This window comes from Aquimarina sp. MMG016, from assembly GCF_018100805.1.
Taxonomy (GTDB): domain Bacteria; phylum Bacteroidota; class Bacteroidia; order Flavobacteriales; family Flavobacteriaceae; genus Aquimarina.
The window spans coordinates 109,327-129,435 of sequence record NZ_JAGJEA010000001.1 but is presented as its reverse complement, the minus strand read 5'-3'; the positions used below and the strand labels follow the sequence as shown (position 1 = coordinate 129,435).

The 20,109-nt window shown below is 33.9% G+C and carries 17 protein-coding genes; 6 read left to right on the top strand and 11 right to left on the bottom strand.

The genetic code is table 11. From position 1 onward, the window contains the following. The first annotated feature begins 33 nt into the window (after positions 1-33). The 3 genes from egtB to J8M14_RS00530 are packed head-to-tail and all read left to right on the top strand — an operon-like array spanning position 34 to position 2,503. Positions 34-1,200, top strand: coding sequence for an ergothioneine biosynthesis protein EgtB (gene egtB / locus J8M14_RS00540; RefSeq protein WP_211072394.1), 1,167 nt, complete (start codon positions 34-36; stop codon positions 1,198-1,200). A 12-nt stretch (positions 1,201-1,212) separates the two neighbouring features. Further along, positions 1,213-2,190 carry an L-histidine N(alpha)-methyltransferase gene (locus tag J8M14_RS00535; RefSeq protein ID WP_211072393.1) on the top strand — a complete coding sequence of 326 codons (978 nt, stop codon included), beginning with the start codon at positions 1,213-1,215 and terminating at the stop codon, positions 2,188-2,190. Positions 2,191-2,221: 31 nt separating this feature from the next. Next, positions 2,222-2,503 (top strand): DUF427 domain-containing protein, encoded by a 282-nt coding sequence (locus J8M14_RS00530; RefSeq protein ID WP_211072392.1) that lies wholly within the window; start codon positions 2,222-2,224, stop codon positions 2,501-2,503. A gap of 32 nt (positions 2,504-2,535) precedes the next feature. On the opposite strand, the gene J8M14_RS00525 is transcribed toward J8M14_RS00530, so the two are convergent. Beyond that, positions 2,536-2,832 carry an isoamylase early set domain-containing protein gene (locus J8M14_RS00525; protein WP_211072391.1) on the bottom strand — a complete coding sequence of 99 codons (297 nt, stop codon included), beginning with the start codon at positions 2,830-2,832 and terminating at the stop codon, positions 2,536-2,538. Between the two features lie 123 nt (positions 2,833-2,955). Then, positions 2,956-4,038 (bottom strand): aminotransferase class V-fold PLP-dependent enzyme, encoded by a 1,083-nt coding sequence (locus tag J8M14_RS00520; RefSeq protein WP_211072390.1) that lies wholly within the window; start codon positions 4,036-4,038, stop codon positions 2,956-2,958. A gap of 78 nt (positions 4,039-4,116) precedes the next feature. On the opposite strand from J8M14_RS00520, the gene J8M14_RS00515 reads away from it, so the two are divergent. The 3 genes from J8M14_RS00515 (at position 4,117) to fabD (ending at position 6,868) form a co-directional block, all read left to right on the top strand. Beyond that, entirely contained in the window at positions 4,117-5,055 is a 939-nt protein-coding gene (locus J8M14_RS00515; protein WP_211072389.1) for a dihydrofolate reductase, read from the top strand. Then, positions 5,055-5,906 (top strand): fructosamine kinase family protein, encoded by an 852-nt coding sequence (locus tag J8M14_RS00510; protein ID WP_211072388.1) that lies wholly within the window; start codon positions 5,055-5,057, stop codon positions 5,904-5,906. The genes J8M14_RS00515 and J8M14_RS00510 overlap by 1 nt, the downstream gene beginning before the upstream one ends. Positions 5,907-5,986: 80 nt before the next feature. Further along, positions 5,987-6,868, top strand: a complete 882-nt coding sequence (gene fabD / locus J8M14_RS00505) for an ACP S-malonyltransferase (RefSeq protein ID WP_211072387.1) — start codon at positions 5,987-5,989, stop codon at positions 6,866-6,868. A gap of 73 nt (positions 6,869-6,941) precedes the next feature. Here fabD and J8M14_RS00500 read toward each other — a convergent pair whose 3' ends face one another. From J8M14_RS00500 to J8M14_RS00460, 9 genes are all read right to left on the bottom strand, one after another. Then, positions 6,942-7,832, bottom strand: coding sequence for a haloalkane dehalogenase (locus J8M14_RS00500; protein WP_211072386.1), 891 nt, complete (start codon positions 7,830-7,832; stop codon positions 6,942-6,944). Positions 7,833-7,945: 113 nt separating this feature from the next. Further along, entirely contained in the window at positions 7,946-8,461 is a 516-nt protein-coding gene (locus J8M14_RS00495; RefSeq protein ID WP_211072385.1) for a hypothetical protein, read from the bottom strand. Between the two features lie 17 nt (positions 8,462-8,478). Beyond that, complete coding sequence (locus J8M14_RS00490) at positions 8,479-9,357, bottom strand: alpha/beta hydrolase-fold protein (protein ID WP_211072384.1); 879 nt, start codon at positions 9,355-9,357, stop codon at positions 8,479-8,481. A 41-nt stretch (positions 9,358-9,398) separates the two neighbouring features. Then, entirely contained in the window at positions 9,399-11,888 is a 2,490-nt protein-coding gene (locus J8M14_RS00485; RefSeq protein WP_211072383.1) for a TIM-barrel domain-containing protein, read from the bottom strand. Between the two features lie 47 nt (positions 11,889-11,935). Next, the gene (locus J8M14_RS00480; RefSeq protein WP_211072382.1) at positions 11,936-12,490 is read right to left on the bottom strand and encodes a dihydrofolate reductase family protein; all 555 of its coding nucleotides are present in this window, start codon (positions 12,488-12,490) and stop codon (positions 11,936-11,938) included. 41 nt (positions 12,491-12,531) lie between these two features. After that, positions 12,532-13,806 carry an amidohydrolase family protein gene (locus J8M14_RS00475; protein ID WP_211072961.1) on the bottom strand — a complete coding sequence of 425 codons (1,275 nt, stop codon included), beginning with the start codon at positions 13,804-13,806 and terminating at the stop codon, positions 12,532-12,534. Between the two features lie 76 nt (positions 13,807-13,882). Further along, positions 13,883-16,783: an SNF2-related protein gene (locus J8M14_RS00470; protein WP_211072381.1), complete on the bottom strand. Its 2,901-nt coding sequence runs from the start codon at positions 16,781-16,783 to the stop codon at positions 13,883-13,885. A gap of 114 nt (positions 16,784-16,897) precedes the next feature. Next, the gene (locus J8M14_RS00465; protein WP_211072380.1) at positions 16,898-18,067 is read right to left on the bottom strand and encodes a DegT/DnrJ/EryC1/StrS family aminotransferase; all 1,170 of its coding nucleotides are present in this window, start codon (positions 18,065-18,067) and stop codon (positions 16,898-16,900) included. 113 nt (positions 18,068-18,180) lie between these two features. Next, a complete protein-coding gene (locus J8M14_RS00460) occupies positions 18,181-19,980 on the bottom strand; it encodes a T9SS type A sorting domain-containing protein (protein ID WP_211072379.1) in 1,800 nt (599 codons plus the stop codon). Positions 19,981-20,109 lie beyond the last annotated feature (129 nt).

The window sequence follows — 20,109 nt, the reverse complement described above, 5'->3', positions numbered from 1 at the left end:
AGTGTATTCGTAAACCGATTACACTTTTTTTTTATGATCATTACTGATAATTTAATTGCTTCATTTTTACAAACACGCTCTCATACTGAAGAAATTTGCGCTCCTCTAGAAACAGAAGATTATGTAGTTCAACCCGTGGTTGATGTTTCTCCTCCTAAATGGCATTTAGGACATACTACCTGGTTTTTTGAAGAATTTATTTTGGATAAGTATGCAAAAGGTTATCAAAGATTCCATCCCGAGTATGCTTTTGTGTTTAATAGCTATTATGAAAGTATTGGTAAACGAGTGGTGAGAACAAATCGAGGAAACCTTTCTCGTCCAACCGTTAGTCAAGTGTATGAATATAGGGATTATGTAACATCTCATTTACAATCTTTTCTAGAAGAAAACGAAAATAATGAAATATGGAAATTAGTCGAGATTGGTATTCATCATGAAAAACAACATCAAGAATTATTACTGACAGATATTAAATTCATATTGGGTAATAATCCACTTCTTCCTAAATATAATGACACCTTCTCAGAAAATCCTGTTTTTGGAAAAACTACAGAATATATAATTATTGAAGAAGGTATATATAAGATTGGGTATTCAGGAAATGATTTTTGCTATGATAATGAATTAGGTGTGCATAAAGTATTTCTTCAAGAATATGCTATTGCTAATGCAATGGTAACCAATGAAGAATATCTTGAGTTTATTAATGATGGAGGTTATAGCGACAACTTACTTTGGCATGCAGAAGCTTGGGATTGGATTAATAACGAGAAGATTAGTGCTCCTTTATATTGGCATTTGGTTGATGGAGAATATTATCAATATACTATGCAGGGATTAAAGCCTTTGCTTTCGCATGCTCCTGTTACGCATATATCATATTATGAAGCCTTTGCTTTTGCGCAATGGAAAGGAGAACGTTTACCAACTGAATTCGAATGGGAAGCTGCAAACCAATTTTTTGATTGGGGAAAGCGATGGGAATGGACAGAAAGTGCATATCTTCCTTATCCTAATTATGAGAAGGCTCCAGGTGCACTCGGCGAGTATAATGGTAAATTTATGGTAAACCAAAAAGTACTTCGTGGAGGATCAGTAGCCACACCTCAAAATCATACAAGACCAACATATCGTAATTTTTTTCACCCTAACCTTAGATGGCAATTTACAGGATTGCGATTGGTGAAAGATATATAACTCTATTTTTAGATGAATTGTAAAGACCAAAAAGTTTCTGTGTCCACTTTTGAAAAAGAAGTGTGCGAAGGACTATCTGCATTCCCAAAATATTTATCGTCCAAATTTTTCTATGATGAGGTAGGAGATGAACTTTTTCAGCAAATCATGGAATTACCAGAATATTACCTTACTCGAGCAGAGTATGAAATATTTGAAACTCAAAAATCTGAAATCATTAGAGGCTTTGATTCGGATAATGAAGGTTTTGATCTTATTGAACTTGGCGCTGGTGACGGGAAAAAAACTAAGATTTTACTCAGAGAGTTGTTAGATAAAAATCACGATTTTACGTATAACCCAATTGATATTAGTGAGAACGCCATTGAAGGATTAGTAAAGAATCTGGATCTGGAAATGCCTAAGGTTATAGTGCAAGGTCAGATAGGAGAGTATTTTGAAGTTTTAGATCGATTGAAGCATATCAGTGATCGCAAAAAGGTGATTATGGTATTAGGTTCTAATATTGGTAATTTATTACACCCTAGGGCTATTCAATTCCTAAAGAAATTATGTAATGCCATAAATCCCGGAGATTTACTTTTTATGGGATTTGATCAAAAGAAACACCCTCAGAAAGTTTTGGATGCTTATAACGACAAAACTGGTGTAACGGCAGCTTTTAATAAAAATATTCTGGCAAGAATCAATAAAGAGCTTGATGCTAATTTTGATTTAGACAAATTTATGCATTGGGAAACGTATGATCCAGAAAGTGGAACCGCCAAAAGTTATTTGGTAAGTAAAGAGAAACAAACAGTAGATATCAATAGTTTATCTTTAGAAGTTCATTTTGAAGCCTGGGAAAGCATCCATACTGAGATTTCTCAAAAATATGATGATGATATTGTTAAATGGCTGACAGAAGAATCCGGATTAGAAGTTGTACAATCTTTTACAAATGAAAATCAAGAGTATAAGGATTATTTAATTACAAAGGCTACTAAGTAGTTACAAAGTAAAAACTTTAAAAAAAGAACAGATGAAAGCAATATGGAATGGGCAAGTAATAGCTGAAAGTAATGATACTAAAGTGATTGAAAACAATCACTATTTTCCTCCTGAAACTATTAAAAAAGAATTTTTTAAATCTACTGACACGCACACCAATTGTCCTTGGAAAGGTGTTGCGTCATATTATACTGTAGAAGTGAATGGTAAAGAAAATAAAGATGCAGCTTGGTACTACCCGGAAACGAGTGATTTGGCAAAACAAATCAAGGGTTATGTTGCCTTTTGGAAAGGTGTTGAGGTTGTAGACTAAAATCCTGCAACCTCAACATTTTCTATTACTTTTTATAAAACCAATAAACTGTTATCAGCAGCTGCATAGTCATTCCACTGATATCCGTCAGCTTCAGACTCATTGGTCCATTCACCGTCCACTACGTATTTAAATTCGAATTTATTATCTTTTGGTAGATCAACGGTTCCTTTAAAAGTTCCGTTTTTTAGTTTTTTTAATACTGTAGCCTCTGTACTCCACTCATTAAATTCTCCGGCTACGCTAACACTATTTGCTTCTTTTGCTGGAACTGTAAAAGTAACTTTACAAACAGGTTTTGATTTTAAGTATTGCTTGGTAATTGCCATAATTTAGTTTAAAATTAATTATTGGTTAACAAAATTCAAAACTAAATTACTACAAAACATTAAATCTGAAAAGCGTGAAATGTCGGATTATCAGTAATTTAATCAACATTTAACAAATAGATATTAACGATAACGATGTAGTGCAGAAAGTAATTTTTCAACATCTTCTTTTGTGTTATAAAAATGAAGACTAATCCGAATTCCAGAACCTCTTACTGAAGTGGTAATATCATTTTCTGAAAGGTAGTTGAATAATTTTTGATCACCTTTTATATTAAAAATTGAACTATTATTTTGTCTTTGTACAACATCTTCTTCAAGTAGATCTAACTTGCAAAGTTCCGTTTTAGCATAATCAGCTAATTTTATTATTTTTTCTTCAATCGTTGATAGCCCAATTTTGGATAAAAAATTTAAAGAAAATTCCAAACTTCCAAAGTTGAAGGTGTCTAGATGTCCACACTCAAATCTTGCTTGTAAACTAGTGTATGAAGGATCATAATCTGCTTCATTTGCAGCGTTTTTATACGAATTAGGTGTGATCTGATCTAGTATTTGATCTTTAAATAATATAAAACCATTACCATAACCTCCTAATAACCATTTGTATCCGCTACATCCAAGAATATCAATTCCTGAACTGTCAAAATCAAATACTCTTGTACCACAAAATTGAGTTGCATCGGCAATTATTAAGAGATTAGGATTTTTAGATTTTAATTTTCGAAGGAAATCTAGATCTATCACTATACCATTTACATATTGAACCAAACTTAAAGCGAGTATATTAGGTTTGTGTTTTATGATAGCTTCTTCAATATTTTGTTCTAAAGTAGCATTGACTTTTGCATAGCAAACGGCATAACCTTTATTAGCAAATGCAAAGTTTACCGATGGATAATCCTCGTCTAATAAAAGTACTTTTTTATTTTTTTCAATACCATTTAATATAGTATTTAAACCTAATGAAAAATTAGGAGTTAATACGGTGTTGTTTTGTTTACTACCAAAGAATGCTGAGATAGTCTTGCGTATACTATTTAGAAATGCCTGTTGCTTATTCCTAAATAAGCTACCTCCAATTAAAAAATCAAGATCGTGCTCTTGTCTGAAATCTAATAAAGAATTGTATAATAATCCGGATGAAGCAGTGTTAAGGTATGTGTTCTTGGTTAAAATCGGGAATTCTTTTCTTAAATTCTTCATATGTTATATTTGGCTTTTTTACAAAACCTTTATATTTACTCGGATATAATAATTAGACATTACTAAGGTACTATTAATATGTTTTCAAAGAGAAAAGATACTCCTCAAATCGATCCCTTACAAAGGGAATTATATGAGCATGCCCGAAAGAGAGTTATCCAGAAGAAGCGTTTATTCAATCACTTCATTGTCTTTGTTGTGGGGTCTATCTTTTTCGTAGTTCTTAATTTGATATTTGGATTAGGTGCAGAGGTTACTTTTTTTGGTGCTAAATGGTCTTTTATAGCTATTATTTGTTGGGGGTTTTTATTTGTATTGCATTTTTGTAATGTATGGCTGTTTCATTCTTTTATGGGTCAGGAATGGACAGATCGACAGATGGAACGCCTGATTGTAAAGCAGAAAGAGGAAATTGCATTAATTCAAAGAGATGTCGATCTAATGTATCCAAAAGAAGAATTAATCAAAAAGAAAGAAGAATTTATCAAAGCAAAGCAGCCAGTCACTATAGAAGAAAAGAAAAAACCTAAGCAGATAATTACTATGATTGCCGCTGCTGGAGAGAATAATGCTTTAGGAAAAGATAATGATCTGGTATGGCATTTGCCAGATGATTTTAAACGATTTAAGCAATTAACTACAGGTCACCATATTATTATGGGTAGAAAGACGTTTGAATCTTTTCCAAAACTATTACCCAATAGAGTTCATATTGTGATTTCACGTAATAAAGACTATCAAGCAGAAGGTGTAATTGTGGTGCAAACTATGGAAGAAGCTTTAGAGAAATCAAAAAGCGATACTAATCCCTTTATCATAGGTGGAGGTGAAATTTATACATTGGGGTTAGAATATGCTAATTGTATTGAGCTAACCAGAGTTCATGGGGAATTTGAAGCAGATGCATTTTTTCCAGAGTTTGATGCTGAGGTGTGGGAGTTAGTTAAGGAGGAATTTCATGATAAAGATGAAAAGCATCAATATCCTTTTACGTATTTGACTTATAAGAAGAAGTAATGATTTCTTCTGAACTCATAAAACACTTCGAAACACTTCTTTCAGAAAAAATTATATCTACAGCGCCATTATCGGGTGGAGATATTAATGAAGTATATATATTGGTAACGTCTACACAGAAGGTAGTTGTTAAAATCAATAGCGCTTCTCAATTTCAAGGAATGTTCCAGGCTGAGGCCATCGGGCTAAGAGAACTCAAAGATTCTAAAACTTTTATTATTCCAGAAGTACTGCATTATGGAGAATTGGATGACGTATCTTTTTTGTTATTGGAATATATAGATTCAGGAATGCAAAGTAATGACTTTTGGAAAGTATTTGGACAACAATTGGCAGCTTTACATCAAAATAGTAGGCCATATTTTGGTTTAGAAACCGATAATTATATCGGAAGCTTACCACAATATAATACAAAGCAGGCTTCTGCTTCAGAGTTTTATATTACTCAGAGATTAATACCACAATTTAAGCTGGCAATTCAGAACGGATTCTCATTTTCTGATGTAGATGTTTTTTATAGAAATATTGAAAATGAAATCCCTAATGAAAAGTCAAGTTTAGTACACGGAGATTTGTGGAACGGTAATTTTATGGTTGATGCTTCAGGAAAACCTTCTTTGATTGATCCGGCAGTTGCATATGCTCCTCGGGAAATGGACATTGGGATGATGCATTTGTTTGGTGGTTTTGATAATGAATTGTTTGAGGTGTATCATGAAGTTTTTCCGCTTGACGGAAATTGGAAAAATCGATTGCCGATATGGCAACTATATTATTTATTAGTACATCTTAATATATTCGGAAGTTCTTATTATAAAAGAGTGAAGAGTGTATTAGATCTTTACTCATAACAAAATCTTTACAACTTTGATTCTTTGTGACTTTATAACTAAGAATCACTACTTTTGTTAAAATTTTAAACACACAGTACATGAACGCATATGTATTTCCAGGTCAGGGGGCTCAATTCTCAGGAATGGGGCTGGATCTATATGAAAACTCAGAAATTGCTAAAGAGTTGTTTCATAAAGCTAATGAAATTTTAGGTTTTGAGATCACTAAAATTATGTTTGAAGGTTCTGCGGATGAGCTGAAAGAAACCAAAGTTACACAACCTGCTATATTTTTACATTCGGTAATATTAAGTAAAGTATTAGGTGATAGTTTTAAGCCTGATATGGTTGCAGGACATTCTTTGGGAGAATTTTCTGCTTTGGTAGCTAATGGGACATTAAACTTTGAAGATGCACTTCGCTTAGTATCTAAAAGAGCTTTGGCTATGCAACATGCATGTGAATTGAAACCTTCTACGATGGCGGCGGTTTTAGGATTAGAGGATGCGGTTGTTGAGCAAGTTTGTAAAGAGATTGATGGAGTAGTGGTAGCTGCAAACTATAACTGCCCCGGACAACTAGTGATTTCTGGAGAAGTAGAGGCTATTGAAAAAGCTTGTGAAGTAATGAAAGAAAAAGGTGCTCGTAGAGCATTAGTCTTACCAGTAGGAGGGGCGTTTCATTCTCCTTTAATGGAACCTGCAAGAGAAGAGTTGGCCGCAGCAATTGAAGCAACGACTTTTAATACTCCAAGTTGTCCAATATATCAGAATGTAACTACCACAGCAGTCACAGATCCAGAGGAGATTAAAAAGAATCTGATTGCTCAGTTAACGGCTCCAGTAAAATGGACACAGAGTGTGCAAAATATGATTAAAGATGGAGCGACATCATTTACAGAAGTTGGCCCTGGAAAAGTGTTGTCCGGATTAGTGAAAAAAGTAGATCGTTCTATGGAAACGATTTCTGCTTCTATCTAGAATACATTATCTTATAACATAAAAAACCTCATAGGTCTAACTTATGAGGTTTTTACTTTTTTTCTCAAAGTTATTATTCTTTAACTCTCAATTCACCTTTCATGAATTTATCGATATAGGTAGCTATTTCTTCACCTTTTTCTTCTTGTAAAAAGTGCCCTGCATCTTTGATTGTAATTTTTTGTTGCTTATTACTCGATGGAATTAGTCGGTAAAAGAATTTTTCAAGTCCGCCTAATACTTTGTCTTTATCAGAGAACATAATCAATGCAGGTTTATTCCAAGTTGAAAGTACATCTCTAGCTTTTTGAATAGGTTTGACCGCTGGATCATTTGGGGTCGATGGAACCAATAACGGAAAAGCAACAGCTCCGCCTTTATGTTTTTTGTTGGGAAACGGAGCGTTGTATGCATCAATTATGTCTTTTGATAGTTTTTTATAAGAAGCATATTGTACAATACCTCCAACAGGTAACGAAGGGTGATATTTTGCAAACATTCTCCATAACTTAAAAGGAAATGACATTTTCTTTCCCGTAGGAAGAAAAGTATTTAAAATCACCACTCTTTTAAACAAATCAGGATATTCTGCCAATAACGGTAGGCCCAATAATCCTCCCCAATCTTGCACTATAAGTGTAATATCTTTGAGCTCAAGCTTATGAATAAAATTGTCTAAAGATCTAAAATGAAGATCAAATGAGTAGTTTTTTCGTCCCACAATTTTATCCGATTTGCCAAATCCAATGAAGTCCGGAGCTATAAATCTATAATCTTTAAGGATAGGTATAAATTTTCTGTAAAGATAGGACCAGGTAGGTTCGCCATGAAGTGCTAAAATTGTTTCTCCTTTTCCTTCATCGATATAATGCATTTGCATCCCTTCAAAATCTATAAAATTCTCTTTGTATGGAAAATCTTTAATGAACTCAAAACGATTGAGGTCAGGTTTTACAATCTGCATAACTTTGAACTATTAATTTTTGTAAATATGATAACTTATGATGAACTATAAATGATAGTTCAACTAGTTTTGTTTATCATTATTAGCGTAGATAAGGTCTAAAAAAGAACTTTCTATCTGCCATTATTTTCAGTTTGCTCAGCCTTAAACTGTGTTTCTAAATAGATTTGTTTCCATTTCCCATCTATATAACTGCCGACTTTAAAATTATAAGTGTTTTCATTTACATATTCCCACATATCCGTAACCAAAGATTCACCATATTGATATTGGTAAATGATATTTTTACCTTCAGCTTTGATAGTACCTTCGGTAACACCTCCAAAAATATCAAACTCCCAGAATTTAATGGTTTTGGTTTCTGCATCGTATTTCCGGATTCCATGATTACGAAAATCATACTCAGTTTGTTCTTTATTGGTAAAGCCTTTGGATTTTGCAATAACCAAAGTATGATTTAATTCATATAAAAAGATGATTTCTTGCTTAAACTTGCTGTCATCACCCCATTTGCCTTCGGCTTTCCATAATTTACCAGTAAGGGGTTCGAATATTGAAAGATCTGATTCTTGACTCCAGGATGAAAAAGAGATTAAAGTCAGTAGTATATATATGGCATATGTTTTCATATAATAACTTTTTAAGATTATGATTTGAACAACCATAGTATGGCAGTGGGGAAGTGTTTTTTCCAAAATGCCTCATTATGTTCTCCTTCAGGATCAATAAGAACGCTAATGTTTTTTTTAGGATGGGTAGCGGTAACAATCTGGTCATACATTTTTTGGGTATTGGTATGCATGTTAGGACCTTCTTTTTTGCCAACAAGCAAATATAATCGACTGTCATGAGGTACAGGGTTATCTTTTGTAAAACTGAATACTTCTTCTGAAAACCAGTAAGATGGGGAGAAGATTCCAGCTTTGCCGAATATCTCAGGATATTTATAAATGGCATAGTGCGAAATTAATCCCCCCATAGAACTACCCAGTATAGCGGTATGATCCTTATCTGTCAATGTTCTATAGTTTGAATCAATATAAGGTTTGATGGTTTTAACAATAAAATCCATATAGGCTTCACCCTCAGGGTTGCCAAACTCTTTGTTCTTCCAGGGACTTAATTCATTCATTCGTTTTTCTCCGCCATTGTCAATGCCTATGACAATAAGTTCTAAATTTTGGGTTTTTGCAAGCTTGTTTAAACTCTCATCTATTCCCCATTCTCCTGCATAGGCAGTTGCGTCGTCAAACAAGTTTTGGGCGTCGTGCATATAAAGTACAGGATATTTAGAGTCCGATTTTTCATAATTAGGTGGCAGATAAATCCTGATTTGACGTGAACGATCTAATCCCGGCATTTCGAATTCTTTTTCTAATACAGTAACATTGGGTTGTGCTGTAGCTTCTTTCTTTGTTGTTTTTTTTGTTTCAACTGTTGAAGCAGCTTCTGTTTTTTCTTTTTGTGGTTTGCAGCTTAATATTGTGATAGATAAAACGATTAATAGGAAGTGTCTGATTTTCATTTAATTTAATTTTGATTGAAGACTTTATTTTATAAGGTAATTTAATCTTTATTTTTAAAAACTAGATCAGTGTTCACGTTATGATTTTTAAAAACGACTAGTAACATTTTGTTAGCTTTATCCCAAAACTGACCAGACTCTTCTTGCTCAAGTTCTGTGATAGACGAAACTACTTTTAGCTCTTTGTTATTTGACACTAAATTCTTAGGTGATTCGATTCCATGAAAAAATAACTTATAGCTTTTCTTTGAAATTGCTCCTTCATAACTTCCTCTGACTTTATGTATCACAAGTTTATTGTCGATTTCGGAGTATTGGATATTAGTTTTCCTATGTTCGCCTTTTGTTCTATATTTTTCACTTACACTATCATCTTCATATAATGTAAATTCAGAATCTTTACCAGTATATATATGAATACTTAATTCAGATGGGTCTAAAGTAAATGTGCTCTGAGCATAGTTGTATTTAGGGATTATAGATCCTTCTTTTACAAATAGTGGCAACTCTCCAAAAATTGCTTTGTGTTGAATAACTTGACCACCACCTGTAATATTATCTGTCCAGTAATTATACCATTTTTGACCAGGTGGTAACCATATATCTAGAATAGAATTATTAGGTGAATATGATGGTGCTACCAAAAGTTCATTTCCCCACATATACTGTAAATCGTATTTCCACGCTTCGGGTGTGTTTTGATAATCGATTACCATAGCTCTTGACATTGGAGTTCCTGTTTGGTGAGCATGATATGCATATGTATAAATATAGGGTATCATTTCATATCTCATTTTTCCGTATTTGAGTGCTGCATTTTGACCTGTTTTTGATCTGTCTAGTGGCCAACGTTTATTTTCTCCCATACCGTGGGGTCTCCAGATTGGTGTAAAACTGCCAAAAGCCATAGCCCATTGCACATAAAAACTATCGTCCGGTCCAGGAGGTCTAAAACCTCCTGCATCATGATTAAAATATGGAAAACCTGCTAAACCAGATGTTTGTAATGATCTTATGGTGGATTTCATCCAATCCCAATCACATTTGATATCGCCTATCCAATGTGTTGCATACCGCTGTGCTCCGGCAGACATAGATCTTACCCATACATAAGGTCTTTTTGATTCACCAATTCCGGGAGTTGTTGTATTATTTTTGTTGTCCCACCCTTCTTGTACTATAGCTTTAGAAATAAAATATGGGTAATAGTTTTCATTTTCTGCCCAACTTCTTCCATTGGCACAGATAATACTATCGTTTAATTCCCATAAATCATCAGTTTCATCAATCCATAAAGCATCTCCAGGATATCCTAATTTAGGATCAAATGTCTTTTTCCAAAATAATCCCCATATCCACTTACGAGTTTCCGGATTAGAATAATCCGGGGCGCTATTACCATAATGTTCAGTATACTTTTCTGCTTCCGGAATGTTGTATCTTTGTTTCCACCCTTCACATAAGGCAGCATTATTTCTGTTGAAATCAAGGGTTACAGTGACATTGTTTTCTTTACACCAGGTTGCAAATGCCTTAGGATCCGGAGTTCGATTAGGATCCCACTCGAACCAAGAGTCAGACCAAGCACCTGAACCAGCTCGCCATCTATTATCATTGACTAAATGATCCAGAGGGAATCCGGCATTGCGATGTGCTGTGATTTTATTTTTCCACCATTCAACTCCATTGTGTTTTGGATCTCCTTTATCCGAAAGTTGTAGTCCAAATATCGAGCGCTGAGGTAATCTAGGTCTACCGGTCAATTGTGTATAACTGTTCAGTATGCCTTTGAATTCTGGTCCAAAAACGAAGAAATAATCCATTTGTCCTTGAAACCCTTTGGTGTCAATATTGAATTGATATTCATTATCTTTTCCAAAATTAAAGTCGTGTTGAAATGTGCTGTTTAAAAAAATACCATACCCTTTATTAGATAGATAAAAAGGCACTGTCAATACACCTTGTGGAGCTCCCCAATCTACCAGCCCATCTCCATAATTGCAACTAACCCTTTTCCCCTTCAGGTCAATCGACTCGACTCTCCCAAATGATTGATACCCCATCCCACAAAAGTGTTCTATGTTATCCAGTTTAAAATCATTAGATATCTTGTTTTCTTTCCAGGAAATTCCATTTTTCTCGGATAGTAGTTCTCGATTTGACTGGTTGTCAATAATTTTAAACTTCATCGGAGATTTCCGCAATTCGATCAGAAGTTTCTTTTTTGATCCAACGTTGATTAGGAATAGATTGTCCTTTTCTTCTATTTCATAAGTACCTTTACGATTATGATACTCTACCATTTCATAATGATCATCAGGAAAAAAGGATTCATCTTTTTTTACCCATTGAATTCTAATGATATCATTAGCATAAAATTGAAATCTTAATTTAACACCAGTATCTGACTCAAACGTTAATTCGTGATTACTTTTCTCATAAGTTTTAAAATCTCCGCTTTGAGCTTTTGATTCATTAGTTAATGAGCAGGTAATAAATGAAATTATTAATAAAAGGTGCTTGGTCTTCATTTGGATTTTTTGATAAAGTAATTTTTATTAAGAATATTGGTATATTTTTATTCTTTTTTTATTTCATACCAAAGTTCTACCATTCCATCTTTATATGCAGTTACGTCTTTTAAGTGTAACCTCTGTTCTTGTCCAATGTAGTCAAAGAAAAGTGTTCCGTCACCTAGAATAATTGGCATGATAGATATTATTATATCATCTGCCAAGCCTAAGCGGATAAAATCCTTGGTAACCTTGGCACCTCCTACTAACCAAATATTCTTGTAGTCTGGTTTTAGCTTGTTATTTATTAGATTATGAAGATTACCGGAATACAGTACGACACTTTCTCTATCTACATGTAAGCTTCTATCCGTTAATACAATTACCGGAACGTTACCATAGGGCCATCCAAGTTGCAATGCATGTTCATATGTCTGAGATCCCATGACATAACAATCTATTTTTTTGAGAAACTCATTTATATCTTCTTCTGATAGAGTGACTCCTTTCTCATAGTTATCTGCTGATTGAAGCCAGGAAACACTTCCATCTTTTTTAGCTATAAAGCCGTCAAGACTTGATACCATATGAATTGTTACTTTGGCTGGAGCTTTCGTCATTTCTCAATGGGTGATAATAGCTGTGTGTTAATCCTCTAAGTCTACCTCTTATATATTTTCCCTTCTTTCATTACAAACACTACGTTTTCCATAGTATTAATCTTTTGCGTGGGGTCATCATTTACTGCAACAATATCAGCTATGAAGCCAGGCGAGATTTGTCCTAGCTCATCTTGTATATTTAGGATTTTAGCGTTAGTAGTCGTGGCACTTTGAATGGTAGCCATAGGTGGCATCCCTGCTTCAACCATAAACCCAAATTCTTTTCCGTTTTGACCGTGTTTAAATACTCCTGCATCGGTTCCAAAAGCAATGCCCACCCCTTTTTTATAGGCTTTACCAAAAGTGTTCTGGATTTTAGGACCAATATCCAATGCTTTAGGCACAATAATAGCTGGATAATATCCATCAATTTTGGCTTTATCCGTTACTTCTTTTCCTGCAGTGATGGTTGGTACTAAATAGGCATCGTGTTGCTTCATCAGATCCATAGTTTTTTCGCTCATCAATGTTCCGTGCTCTATTGTTTTTACACCTCCCAGGATTGCACGTTGCATTCCTTCGTCTCCATGGGCATGTGCAGCAACATGAAAACCATAGTCTTTGGCAGTTTCACAAATAGCTTTGATCTCCTCTACTGTAAATTGTGGGTTAGATCCACTTTTAGCAACACTAAGTACTCCACCGGTTGCAGTAATTTTAATTAGATCAGCACCATTTTTATAACGTTGTCTTACCGCTTTTTTGGCATCTTCCACGCTATTTACAACGCCTTCTTTTGGCCCAGGGTCTCCTATTAATGATTTTTTACCTCCATTTGTGGGATCTGCATGTCCTCCGGTAGTTGCGAGGGATTTACCAGCTGTAAAAACTCTTGGGCCATCAATCTTACCTTGTGCGATTGCTTTTTTTAAAGATATATTTACTCCACTTCCTCCTAGATCTCTTACTGTAGTGAATCCGGCCATGAGTGTTTTTTTTGCAAAACCGACTGCATCAAAAGCCAGATCAGCTTCATTATCAGTATATTTTTTTAGATAGGCCTTCGGATTAGTTTCACCCTCAAGGTGAACGTGCATATCAATTAACCCTGGCATTACAGTTTTGTCCTTAAGATCGATCGTGATATCATCTTTTTTACCATCGACGTAACCGTTTTCGATTTTCAGAATTTTATTTTCGGTTACCACCACAGTTTTTTCTGTAAGAACCTTTCCGTTTTTGGTATCAATTAATTTTCCGCAATGTAGATATGTGTCTTGTGCAAATAGAGTAGTGCTTATCAATGCGAAAAGCAGCGCGTAAAAGAATTTCATCATGATTTGTGTAAATGTTTAGGCTAAATATAGCCTAATTGGGTGAGTTGTTCAAGTTTCCCTTCTAAAAAGGAAGTTACTTTAATAATTCCTCCAAACCTTCTTCAATATACTCTGGTATGGCATTTACTTCTATAATCTCATCAGATAAATGTTTTTTCTTTTCCTGAAGCTGAATAATTTTTTCTTCAATACTATTTTTAGTGATAAATCGAGTAACCATCACGTTATTGGTTTGACCAATACGATGCGAACGGGCGATGGCCTGTTTCTCAATAAATGGGTTCCACCAAGGATCTAATAATATTACATAGGAAGCTTTGGTGAGATTGAGCCCAACACCACCCGCTTTTAGAGAAATAAAGAATAAGTTAATGTGATCGTCTTCCTGAAAATGGTTGACAATTTCTTCGCGCTCTGAGGTAGCAGTTTTTCCGGTTAAGGTAACATATGATATACTGTTTTGACGACACCAATTTTCATATAAGCTAAGGTGTGAAACAAAAGAGCTAAAAATCAATACTTTTTTATTTGCTTTGACCAGCGTTTCGAGATAATTGGTAACATCTTCGAATTTTCCGGAAGGATCATGAATTTTGGCATCTAATAAAACAGGATGATTAGCTAATTGTCGTAGTTTGGTAAGGGTATTGATGATATTTATTTTATTAGTTATTTGACCATCAATGCCTAATAATAAATTTCTAGCGGCAGATTTTTCAGATTCATATAGCTTCTCCTGTTTTGGAAGCATTTCAGTATAAATTATCTGTTCTGATAACTCAGGAAGATCTTTGGCAACCTGTTCTTTAACCCGTCTTAGTATAAAAGGCTCGATTAATGTTTTGAGTTCTTCAACTTTTTCAATGTCCTGGTGCTTTTCGATAGGAATTTTAAAATGATCCTTAAAAAAAGCAAAGCTTCCTAACATTCCCGGATTGATAAATTGCATCTGTGACCATAGGTCAGATAATGAATTCTCAATAGGAGTACCACTTAACGAAATTTTGTTTTGAGTGTTAATCTGATTGATTGCCTGAAAAATCTTAGAATCTTTGTTTTTTATCTGTTGACTTTCGTCAATAATCAGGTAATTAAAACTGAATTTTTTCAATGCCTCAATATCTCTGGCTATTGTGGTGTAGGTAGTAAGAATTATATCATAAGTTTCTATATATGGAGTGATTTTTTTACGATCAGCTCCAGTATATTTTACAATATTAAAATGAGGTGCAAATTTTAAAATCTCTTGTGCCCAGTTGAATACCAAAGATGATGGAAGTACAATCAAGGCTTTTAAAAAGGTTTTGACTTCTAGAGGGTTACTAAACAGGTCAAACTGTATTTTTTCTACATTTTCTTCTGTGGGTTGCAATTGTTCTTTGGCAAAAACTAATGTAGCGATGGTTTGTAATGTTTTTCCTAACCCCATATCATCAGCAAGGCAAGCACCTAGGCCATTGTGATAATGTTTTACTAACCACTGGACACCTTCTAGTTGGTAAGGTCTTAATGTAGCTTTTAAATCTGATGAGGCGTGATAGGATGTTTCCTGAATTTCTTCGATCGAAATTTCTTCTGGAGGAATAATATCTTTGAGTACCGTGTAATTACTTTTATTTAGTATGATATTCTCTTCTTCTACTTTACCAAAGTCAGCAAGTTTTTTATAGCGTGTCATCCATTCCTGAGGAATAATAAAAAGAGAATTATCATCTAAAGGGAAAAAGCGATCATTTTGTCTAATATGCTTAATAAATTTGCTAAAGGCAATCTCTTGACTTCCGATTGTGACCACTCCTTTTATATCAAACCAATCCTTCTGTTGGTCGTTTTGGATTTCGATATGATGCGGCTCGACGGAAATTTGCTTATCTAAAATCTCCGGCAACTTAATTTTAAACCCTTCAGCTTTTAGTTTAGAATTGTGAGTTTTTACCCAATCAATAATTGCAAAGGTATCATCGGTTTCAGGAATTTCTAGTAATAGATTGTGATTAAGAGTAAGTCCTTTGGTAACTAATCGATTTACAATTTCCTGTTCTAGTTCTGAATTTCTTTTTGTTTGAATAATCTGTATTTGGTCTTCATTTTCAAAAAATACATCTGAAGTAGTAGTTTTATGGCTATTAAAATCAAAAGAGCAGTGCTCGTATATAAATACTATTTTGGCAACGTACTTATTTTGTATGAAATCTTGTACGATCTCAATCGAATAGGAGATTAGATTTTGATTATTAATGATCTCAAATCCATTAGCTTCAACTTCTATATTCTTGATAACAGGGACAATTACTTTTTCCAGATAAGTTTTGATATGTTTCTGCTGAATGGTTATTTTTTCTTTGTTCAGAAAAGGTTTTAGCTTATTGGCATTTAAACCCTGGATTTGAAATAGATTTTGATTTAGAATAATCCACGAAGGTTCATTCAATAAAATTTTAATATCGTTTTTAGAAGGAATATATTCTTTTTCTTGATGCTGAAGCGTAAATGCATACTCAATGCCTTCTTCCGTTTTGGTAAACTGTAATATAGGCTCCAGAGGAATTTTATTTATCTGAAGCCTGAAATTTTCTACAGGTTCTTTCCTTTTGGCTTGATAACTTATTGGATACTGATGTTGATGTACAAGATTATAGAAGGTAGTTAGTTTACGAGTTACAAAACTTAGAATGATCTCTTTGATCTTAGGATCTTTTAATAATTCTTGTAAAGAGAGGTTTTTTCTTTTCTTTTTAGGTTGAAATCGTTGCTCTAATGCTGTAGGTCTTAATACTGAACAAATCTCTAAAAGCTGTTCGTGAGGAGTTTCTTGATAAGGTAACTTGAAACTTTCTAAAGTCTCAGCAGTAGCCTGCTTTTCGATGTATTCTAATTGGTTGTTTCTGTAGGATACAATAAAAGCTTCTGGTAAGCGAGGAATTTCGGAAAATGTATGTTCAACAATATTGTAACAGATACAGGAATGATCCATTGTTAGAGCAGGTTAGGTTAATTGGGGTAATAAAAAGTAAATTTTTTTATAACATTAAGCGAAGTCAAAAAAGCATTTCTACTTCGCTTAATATTATAGTAGTTTTTATAAAAACTATTGATTTACAAAATCAATCACGGTTTTAGTGATAAAATCAATTTGCTCATCATCTAATTCTGTATGCATGGGTAATGAAATCACTTCTTTTACCAATTGATTGGTTACAGGAAAATCAGCTTCATTATACCGATCATCCTGATATGCTTTTTGGTTATGTAATGGAATAGGGTAATATACACCACACGGAATTCCGTTATCATTTAGGTGTTTTGCTAAAGCATCACGATCAGAATTTAATACTCTTAGGGTATATTGATGGAATACGTGGCAGTTACAAGTATCACAAATTACATCTTCGCGAGTGGCACAATCATTACCTTTTACTTTTGGAGTTACAATATTTTTAACACCTTCAAAAGCTTTATTGTATTTTCTAGCTGCTGCTCTTCTTGCATTATTATAATTATCAAGATTAGGGAGCTTAGCTCTAAGTATGGCAGCCTGAATAGAATCCAGCCTAGAATTTACACCTACCACATCGTGATGATATCTTACATACATTCCGTGATTTACAATTCCACGTATGGTATGTGCTAAATCATCATCATTGGTAAAAATGGCCCCACCATCACCGTAACACCCTAAATTTTTTGAAGGGAAGAATGAAGTAGAAGCAACGTGACCTATCGTTCCTGTTTTGGCAACTTTTTTATCATTGAATTTATAACTTCCTCCAATACCTTGTGCATTATCTTCTATTACATATAGATTATGCTCTTTGGCAATAGCCATAATCTCATCCATATTAGCTGCTTGGCCAAATAAATGAACCGGAACAATAGCTTTCGTATTTGGAGTGATCGCTTTTCTAATAGCATCCGGATCAATATTAAAAGAATCCTGTTCCACATCTACCAATACTGGTGTAAGCTGTAATAAAGCGATTACTTCTACAGTAGCAGCAAAAGTGAAGTCCGCAGTAATCACTTCATCACCTGGCTTAAGACCTAATCCCATCATGGCTATCTGTAAAGCATCGGTTCCGTTAGCACATGGAATCACATGTTTTACATCCAGATACTCTTCTAATTCTTTCTGAAAACTATGTACTTCAGGACCATTAATAAAAGCTGTAGAGTTAATAACCTCAAGAACAGATGCATCTACTCTTTCTTTAATATGTGCATATTGACCCTTAAGGTCAACCATTTGAATCTTCTTCATAAGATGTGTTTTGTAACCCGACGAAAGTACAAAATAATGATGCGATTGCCAATGTGTAGCTCAGGCAAAATGTGTTTTTGGATTCAATTTACCTGATCTACCTGTTGTTGTGTTTATTCTTTGATGAATTTTATGGTTTTAAAATCATTGATTTTTAATAGATACATACCTCTACTTAGTGATTGTACTTGTGCTGAAATATTATATTGTGTACTTTGATTCGTAGTTTTTATCGAAAAATTGTTAATTGCCTTTCCGGTAATATCATATATGTTTATCGAAAGCTGATTTGGTAGTGCGTATCCAAATAGATCTATTGACGCTTCATTTTTAACTGAATTTGGAATAATCTTAATTGATTTTTGAGATGTTTTGATCAGATTTTCATCCTTGCTTTCATTTAAACTCCTTTTAATGTCACCTACGACGAAGCCGGAAATGATACTTCTTTTGAAATTGTCTTTACTTTCAGAATTCAAAAACAAGCTATAAACACCTTCTTCCAGATTTTTAGTTTCAAAATAAAAACTATCTCCTTTTTTATCAAAAGTAATAACCTCAGGATCATTTTGTAATGGAGTACCATCAATTTTGGAAGTTTTGATAATAACACCACGAACTTGAGTATTGGTAAGTAGCTGAAAGTCTTTTTTATTAGAATTTATATCAACTTTTAATGTTGGGTGGTCGTTATTGGTTAATTGTTCTAATGACATTGTGATTCCATTATTCTGTTTTACAAAAGCTGCAAATCGAGAGTCGCTTTTTAGGTTGATGATATTTTCTGAGAATGTAATAACAGTTTTATGAGCTTCTCTGTTATAGATTTCTGAAGTATTTAGTTTTTTATAGTTTTTATCTGAAATTTGGAAGCCGGCTGAAGGGTTTTCGTGAATAATTTCAGCAATAGCGAAATCAGAATTTTTATCTAGATGTATTTGATCATATTCATTTTCGGAATGAATTATATAATAATTACTTTCAATTTTGGAATTATCAAATTTATCAACAACAGCACTTTTTTGAGAACGGTTTTCGAGATAAGGTTTTATATACGACCAGCTAAACTGCCCCAAGCCAACATCCAAGTGATCAAAAATAGCTCTAGAATCGTTTTTACTAAAAACATATTCTGCCCCTGGTCTTAGTGTGCTGCTGTAAGGGGACACTCCATCGTTTGTTCCTTGGACCGGTAGTAAAATACCACCAGTTATTAGGAAAGCGGGAGCAGCTATGGTTGACCCATTATAAAAACCTGAAGCACCTAATACAACAAATTTTTCGGGTTCATTATCGGGATGATTATCCAGGTAGGGGCGTACTACATTTCGGCAATAGTATGTGGTCGAGGTTCGTGCACCTTCATTCAGACCAGTAAGTCGCCAGGCCCAATTTAACCAAGGCATCTGAGAAATATCTGCAAGATATGTTCCCCAAAATGGGGTTCCTAATGCAAACGCTCTGGTTACTTTGTCTTTTTTTCCGTATTGAAACATAGCGGCTTCCGAAGCTTTTCCTCCATTACTATGTCCTACTAGATAAACTTGTGGTACATTGAATTTTTCTGTAATAATATCGATAGATTCGGCTAGTAATTCGCCGTTTACCCATATTCCTTCACCTCTGGTGGTGGCCACAAAAACAGCTTGATACCCTTCATTATATGTTTCCTGATAAAATGAGTTGTCGATTAAGAATTGTCCTTGGTTAAGGTCAATATATCCATGGTTAAAAACGATTACTTTTCCATTATAATTAGCAGGAGTAGCTCCATAATGGATTGTTGATTTTATTAAAGGTCCAATAAAAAAAGGACTTAATTGGTCAGGAGTAGGAAGTTGAACTTCTTTAAAACTTTGAGCACAAAGAATCATGCATGAAAATAATGCAATTAGGGTAGTTTTTAGTTTCATAAGTATTGAGTTTGTGTGAATAAGAGTATTAATTTATTAAATTTTTAATACAAAAACTTTATTTTATTTAAAGTATTTAATCTTTAATTATTGAATTGATAAATTTTGAAAAGATCTTCTTTTGAAATT

Excerpts from the sequence above, each read along its gene's own strand:
- egtB (WP_211072394.1), top strand. The coding sequence starts at position 34 with ATGATCATTACTGATAATTTAATTGCTTCATTTTTACAAACACGCTCT.
- J8M14_RS00535 (WP_211072393.1), top strand. The coding sequence starts at position 1,213 with ATGAATTGTAAAGACCAAAAAGTTTCTGTGTCCACTTTTGAAAAAGAA.
- J8M14_RS00530 (WP_211072392.1), top strand. The coding sequence starts at position 2,222 with ATGAAAGCAATATGGAATGGGCAAGTAATAGCTGAAAGTAATGATACT.
- J8M14_RS00525 (WP_211072391.1), bottom strand. The coding sequence starts at position 2,832 with ATGGCAATTACCAAGCAATACTTAAAATCAAAACCTGTTTGTAAAGTT.
- J8M14_RS00520 (WP_211072390.1), bottom strand. The coding sequence starts at position 4,038 with ATGAAGAATTTAAGAAAAGAATTCCCGATTTTAACCAAGAACACATAC.
- J8M14_RS00515 (WP_211072389.1), top strand. The coding sequence starts at position 4,117 with ATGTTTTCAAAGAGAAAAGATACTCCTCAAATCGATCCCTTACAAAGG.
- J8M14_RS00510 (WP_211072388.1), top strand. The coding sequence starts at position 5,055 with ATGATTTCTTCTGAACTCATAAAACACTTCGAAACACTTCTTTCAGAA.
- fabD (WP_211072387.1), top strand. The coding sequence starts at position 5,987 with ATGAACGCATATGTATTTCCAGGTCAGGGGGCTCAATTCTCAGGAATG.
- J8M14_RS00500 (WP_211072386.1), bottom strand. The coding sequence starts at position 7,832 with ATGCAGATTGTAAAACCTGACCTCAATCGTTTTGAGTTCATTAAAGAT.
- J8M14_RS00495 (WP_211072385.1), bottom strand. The coding sequence starts at position 8,461 with ATGAAAACATATGCCATATATATACTACTGACTTTAATCTCTTTTTCA.
- J8M14_RS00490 (WP_211072384.1), bottom strand. The coding sequence starts at position 9,357 with ATGAAAATCAGACACTTCCTATTAATCGTTTTATCTATCACAATATTA.
- J8M14_RS00485 (WP_211072383.1), bottom strand. The coding sequence starts at position 11,888 with ATGAAGACCAAGCACCTTTTATTAATAATTTCATTTATTACCTGCTCA.
- J8M14_RS00480 (WP_211072382.1), bottom strand. The coding sequence starts at position 12,490 with ATGACGAAAGCTCCAGCCAAAGTAACAATTCATATGGTATCAAGTCTT.
- J8M14_RS00475 (WP_211072961.1), bottom strand. The coding sequence starts at position 13,806 with ATGAAATTCTTTTACGCGCTGCTTTTCGCATTGATAAGCACTACTCTA.
- J8M14_RS00470 (WP_211072381.1), bottom strand. The coding sequence starts at position 16,783 with ATGGATCATTCCTGTATCTGTTACAATATTGTTGAACATACATTTTCC.
- J8M14_RS00465 (WP_211072380.1), bottom strand. The coding sequence starts at position 18,067 with ATGAAGAAGATTCAAATGGTTGACCTTAAGGGTCAATATGCACATATT.
- J8M14_RS00460 (WP_211072379.1), bottom strand. The coding sequence starts at position 19,980 with ATGAAACTAAAAACTACCCTAATTGCATTATTTTCATGCATGATTCTT.